Annotated in this window: 5 protein-coding genes; 2 read left to right on the forward strand and 3 right to left on the reverse strand. The window is 65.2% G+C overall.

Going from position 1 to position 5,193, the window contains the following annotated elements; genetic code table 11:
- The first annotated feature begins 174 nt into the window (after positions 1-174).
- Positions 175-360 (forward strand): hypothetical protein, encoded by a 186-nt coding sequence (locus AC1D0P_RS21385; protein ID WP_477678587.1) that lies wholly within the window; start codon positions 175-177, stop codon positions 358-360.
- Positions 361-497: 137 nt separating this feature from the next.
- On the opposite strand, the gene AC1D0P_RS21390 is transcribed toward AC1D0P_RS21385, so the two are convergent.
- The 3 genes from AC1D0P_RS21390 to AC1D0P_RS21400 all read right to left on the reverse strand — a co-directional run bounded on the left by AC1D0P_RS21390 (position 498) and on the right by AC1D0P_RS21400 (position 3,072).
- Complete coding sequence (locus AC1D0P_RS21390; protein ID WP_477678588.1) at positions 498-1,445, reverse strand: DMT family transporter; 948 nt, start codon at positions 1,443-1,445, stop codon at positions 498-500.
- Positions 1,438-2,502 (reverse strand): tRNA dihydrouridine(20/20a) synthase DusA, encoded by a 1,065-nt coding sequence (gene dusA, locus AC1D0P_RS21395; RefSeq protein ID WP_477678589.1) that lies wholly within the window; start codon positions 2,500-2,502, stop codon positions 1,438-1,440. The genes AC1D0P_RS21390 and dusA overlap by 8 nt, the downstream gene beginning before the upstream one ends.
- Before the next feature lie 84 nt (positions 2,503-2,586).
- Positions 2,587-3,072, reverse strand: coding sequence for a hemerythrin domain-containing protein (locus AC1D0P_RS21400; protein WP_477678590.1), 486 nt, complete (start codon positions 3,070-3,072; stop codon positions 2,587-2,589).
- 257 nt (positions 3,073-3,329) lie between these two features.
- On the opposite strand from AC1D0P_RS21400, the gene AC1D0P_RS21405 reads away from it, so the two are divergent.
- Positions 3,330-5,150, forward strand: coding sequence for a M14 family metallopeptidase (locus AC1D0P_RS21405; protein ID WP_477678591.1), 1,821 nt, complete (start codon positions 3,330-3,332; stop codon positions 5,148-5,150).
- Positions 5,151-5,193: the final 43 nt, after the last annotated feature.

Raw genomic sequence — 5,193 nt, forward strand, 5'->3', positions numbered from 1 at the left:
TCTGTTCATAACGCGTCAGAAAATTACGGACGACATCCATAAATCCTCCTATACGCGCGGGAACCGAAGGAACCCTGGCCCGTGATGAAAATCCGCCCCGGATTCCGCGCTATGCATCGAACTGTTGTCTCACATCGAGTGAGTGATAGACCGCAGCATCAATGGAAAGTTCCAATGAACAATCAACTCCATTATTTTCCAAATGCGCGAATACGTACAGTCAATTTTTTTAAAGAAACCGGAAGATGTGTATGTGCATGTGCTCATGCAGGCTTCGGTGCGCATCAAGCCTATCGCCTCGATGGCGTTGCTATGTTTTCAATAGCTGTGCGCTCAGGAAATCAAGCAGCTACAGGCTGATTTACTGAAGAGGAAATTCGCCCACCGGCATCAGCGCCTCAAGCCAGGTCGCATGAAAAAAGCAAGGCTCATGCACGCGCATTTCATGAACGGGCAGCGAGGCCGCAAGCTGAAACCGCCAACGTGTGTCAGCAATTTCAAGCGCCTTTTGTCAGTATCGGCCTTGAATGTTTTTTAGTCAGCCCCTTGCCGACACCCGTTACAAAAAATACCCCGGGCAAGATCAATGCGGCACCCACCGCGTGGTGCCAGCCCAACGGTTCGCCCAGCACACCCCAGGCGGCCAGCGCCGCATACAGAGGGCCCAGGTAAAGCGACACCGCTACACGGCTGGCGCCGAGGATTTTCTGCGCCCAGCCGTAAATCCAGTAGGCGCCCAGCCCCGGCACGATCGCGGCCACCACAATCAGCAGCAGGCCGTAGCCGCTCAAGGGCAACGCGTCTGCTCGCGACATCTCCCAGGCCGTCAAGGGGACCAGCACCAGCGTGCCGCCTATGCAGATGGCCGCCAGGCGGGCCGTGGCGCCGAGCGGGCTGGGCCACTGCTTTTGCAGCAAGGCATAAGCCGCCCATGACACCGTGGCGGCCACGATCCACAGGTCTCCCGCCGAGAACTGCACACCGGCCAGCGCTGTCCACTGGCCTTTGACCACGACGTGCACCACGCCGGCAATGGCCAGCACCACGCCCAGGCCCTGGCGCAAGCCCAGGCGCTCACCGAGCCAGATCACCGCGCCCAGTCCTATCAGCACCGGCGACGCCGCATAAATAAGCGCGATGTTCATCGCACCAGTGGAGCGCGCGCCCTGGTAGACCCAGGCGCCGCAGATCACCATGCCCAGGGTGCCCAGCACCAGGTACTGCCACCACACCTTGGTGATGTGGCCGCGCTGGCGCCACAGCTCCGACCGGGTGAGCACCAGCAAAAACAGCGCCGCCAGGCCCCAGCGCCCGAAGGCCAGCAGGTAGGGACCGATCACGCCCGGCGCCTTGCGCGCCACGATGTAGTTGACCGTCCAGAGCGCCGGCACCAGCCAGAGCAGGGCCAGCGCCTGGCGTGCCTGTTTTTGCGCGGAATCAGGCATCGGCCATGGCGGTGGCGTCGGCAAGCGCCGACGGCGATGAGGACGGCATTTCATGCGCCAGCGCCATCACGGCATGCGGCGGCATGTCGCGCAGGCGGTGGTCGCTCCAGACCTGGCGCCAGCGCCGCGCGCCGGGCAGGCCGTTGCGCAAGCCCAGCATGTGGCGCGCGATAGCGCTCTTCGGCGTGCCGTGCTCGGCGGCCTCGCGCACCATGTAGTCGCACATCTGTGCTTCCACGGCTTCACGGGTCAGCGGGGATTCGGCGGCGCCGAAGAAGGCGCTGTCCCAGGAGGCCAGCCACCAGGGGTTGTGGTAGGCCTCGCGGCCAATCATCACGCCGTCAAGCGCGGCTAAATGCCCGGCCACCTCTTCCTGCGTGTTGATGCCGCCGTTGATGCAGATCACCATGTTCGGAAATTCCTGCTTGAGGCGATGCACGAGCTCATAGCGCAGCGGCGGCACCTCGCGGTTTTCCTTGGGCGAGAGGCCCTTGAGCCAGGCGTTGCGGGCATGCACGATAAAGACCTCGCAGCCGGCCTCGCTGACCGTGCCGACGAAGTCGCGCACGAACTCGTAACTTTCAGCCTTGTCGATGCCGATGCGGTGCTTGACCGTGACCGGGACATCGACCACGTCGACCATGGCCTTGACGCAATCGGCCACCAGTTGCGGCTCGGCCATCAGGCAGGCTCCGAAAGCCCCGCGCTGCACACGTTCGCTGGGGCAACCGCAGTTGAGGTTGATTTCGTCATAGCCCCATTGCTCGCCCAGTTGGGCGCAGCGCGCAAGGTCCGCGGGTTCGCTGCCACCCAGTTGCAGCGCCACAGGATGCTCTTCGGCATTGAAGCGCAAATGGCGCTCCACGTCGCCGTGGATCAAGGCGCCCGTGGTCACCATCTCGGTGTACAGCAAGGCATGGCGCGACAGCAGCCGGTGAAAATGCCGGCAATGCCTGTCGGTCCAGTCCATCATGGGCGCCACGCTCAGGCGCCAGGGATGGCTGGACGCCGAAACGGGAACACCGGAGAGGCTGGCAGGGGAAAACGGGACGGGCATGCCCCATTTTCCCAGAAAGGGCGTTGCCGGCGGCAGTGCGGGGTTTAAGAACCTTCTTGCCGCCGGGACGCCAGCCGCCAAAGGCTAGGCATGGGCGGTCTTGAGCTCGTCCATCAGCTCCATTTTCCGCTGGCTGAGCTCCTCGGCCAGGGCTACCAGGTCCAGCTCGGACTTGCGGGCCTTGAGGAAAATTTCCTCGCGCTCTTCCTTGACGTGGTGGTCTATGTATTCGCCCAGCACCGTGACCCGGGCGTCATACAGGTCGTCTTCCGGGTCCATGCCCGAAATCTGCGCGATCAGATCCTTGGCCGTGGAGTGCTCCACTTCGGCCTCGTCAAGCAGCGGGTCGTCGTTGATGGCCGCTCGGACCTGGGGATAGAAGATTTCCTCTTCAATCTGCGCGTGCACCGTCAGTTCCTGGCAGATCTGGTCGGCGACCTCGCGCTTGTCTTCGGCGGGCGCATTGCCGTCACACAGCTTTTTATAGGCCGTGAAAAGTTTTTTGACGGCGATGTGGTCGGCGTCGAGCAGGTCGACGGCATCGTGTTTTTTCGCAGGTGCTTTGCTCATGGGCTTCCTCTTGGGGGTTGGTCGTTGGTTTATCGGCTTTACAAATGAAGGCGGCCGCCAGAAGCCGACCGCTGAGCCAATTTAGGCGGTGCGCAATGGGCTTGGTGTGGGACGCCCCGGAGGCGTCATGTAGGAAAACACGAAGCAGGCCACGGCACTGTGGCGGCGGCGCAAACCGGTGCGCCACGGGCCGCGCAAGGCGGGTAACATGAGCGGTCCATCCATAGCCCCCGGCCACGCTTGAGGCGCAGAAATCCATGACGACCACCCTGCCGCAATCACCCAAGACACAGTTTTCCGCCTCGCGTAATCACGGCCTGCGCCCGCTTGCGCTGCTGATGCCGCTGGCCCTGCTGGCTGCCTGCAGCTCGGTTCCGCTGCCGCCCTGGACACCGCCCGGCCAGCCTGCCGCCGTAGCGGCCCCCGCGCCGGCCGCCCAGCGCCCTTCCGCAGCGACTCCGCCCGCAGCCGTACAGGTGACGCCCGTCGCGCCGGCCGCACAGCCTTTGTCGTCCGCCCCCCAGGCCGATACGCCCGCCCCCTACAGCGCAGCGGTGGCCGCCCGCTTCCCGGCGCCGTCGGTGAGCTACAGCACCCCCGGCCTGCAAGCCGGCCGCAGCGCCTTCACCACTCAGGCCGAAATCCAGGCCTGGCTGCGTGAACAGGCGGCGGCCGCCACGCGCACGCCGGGCATCCGGGCCAGCGTGTTGCCCATAGGCCGCTCGCAACGCGGCGAGACACTGGAAGCGCTGGTCTTGACCCGTGCCGGCGGCACGGACCCCGCCGTCATGCAGGCCGCGGGCAAACCCACGGTGCTGCTGGTCGGCCAGCAGCACGGCGACGAGCCCGCCGGCAGCGAGGCGCTGCTGGTGATCGCCCGTGAWCTCGCCCAGGGCCTGCTGCAGCCGGTGCTGGAGCGCATCAACGTGGTCATCGTCCCGCGCGGCAATCCCGACGGCGCCGCCGGCGACCAGCGCGCCACCAGCGGCGGGCTGGACATGAACCGCGACCACCTGCTGCTCAACACGCCCGAGGCCCAGGCCCTGGCCCGGCTGGCCCGCGACTACAACCCGACCGTGGTGGTCGACGCCCATGAATACACGGTAGTGGGCCGCTTCCTGCAGAAATTCGGCACGGTGCAGAAGTTCGACGCGCTGTTCCAGTACGCCACCACGGCCAACCTGCCCGAGTTCCTGACCAAGGCCGCCGAAGAGTGGTACCGCCGCCCGATGCTGGCCGCGCTCAAGAGCCAGAACCTCAGCAGCGAGTGGTACTACACCACGTCCAGCGACCTGGCCGACAAAAAAATCTCCATGGGCGGCACGCAGCCCGACACCGGCCGCAACGTGAACGGCCTGAAAAATGCCGTCAGCCTGCTGATCGAAACGCGCGGCGTCGGCATAGGCCGCCTGCACATCCAGCGGCGGGTGCATACCCAGGTCACCGCGATCACCAGCGTGCTGGCCAGCACCGCCCAGCGCGCCAATGAACTGCACCAGCTGCGCCCCTACCTCGACAAGGAAGTCAGCGCCCAGGCCTGCAAGGAGCAGGCCGTCATCGAAGCCGGCCCCACCGCCGCCCAGTACGAACTGCTGATGCTGGACCCTGTCACCGGCGCCGACAAGGCCGTCAACGTGGACTGGGATTCGGCGCTGGCGCTGCGCACCCTGAAAGCGCGGGCCCGCCCCTGCGGTTACTGGCTGTCGGCAGCCTCCACCGTGGCGGTCGACCGGCTGCGGCTGCACGGCGTGCAGGTCCTGCGCGTTGCCGAACAGGGCTCCATGCTGGGCGACAGCTACCGTGAAATTGCCAGCACCTCGGGCGAGCGCCAGGACGTGCGCGGCGCAATCGCCGACGGCAACGCCATCATCAAGGTGCAGGTCAGCCTGACGCGCGGCGTGGTCGACGTGCCGCGCGGCAGCTACTACGTGCCGCTCAACCAGCCCATGGCCAACCTGGTGGTGGCGGCGCTGGAGCCCGACACCCAGAGCAGCTTTTTTGCCAATCAGATCCTGCGCGGGCTGCAAAGCACGGTGCGCGTGATGGCGGAGCCGACGATCAAGCTAGAGGATCTTTAGCCCCCACGTTCGTTCACTTCGTGTAACTCTCGAGGCCTTGCAG

The sequence above is a fragment of the Polaromonas sp. P1_G2 genome, from assembly GCF_056405515.1.

What these genes read in the sequence shown, in the direction of transcription:
- AC1D0P_RS21385 (WP_477678587.1), top strand. Translation starts at nt 175, where the DNA reads ATGAACAATCAACTCCATTATTTTCCAAATGCGCGAATACGTACAGTC.
- AC1D0P_RS21390 (WP_477678588.1), bottom strand. Translation starts at nt 1,445, where the DNA reads ATGCCTGATTCCGCGCAAAAACAGGCACGCCAGGCGCTGGCCCTGCTC.
- dusA (WP_477678589.1), bottom strand. Translation starts at nt 2,502, where the DNA reads ATGCCCGTCCCGTTTTCCCCTGCCAGCCTCTCCGGTGTTCCCGTTTCG.
- AC1D0P_RS21400 (WP_477678590.1), bottom strand. Translation starts at nt 3,072, where the DNA reads ATGAGCAAAGCACCTGCGAAAAAACACGATGCCGTCGACCTGCTCGAC.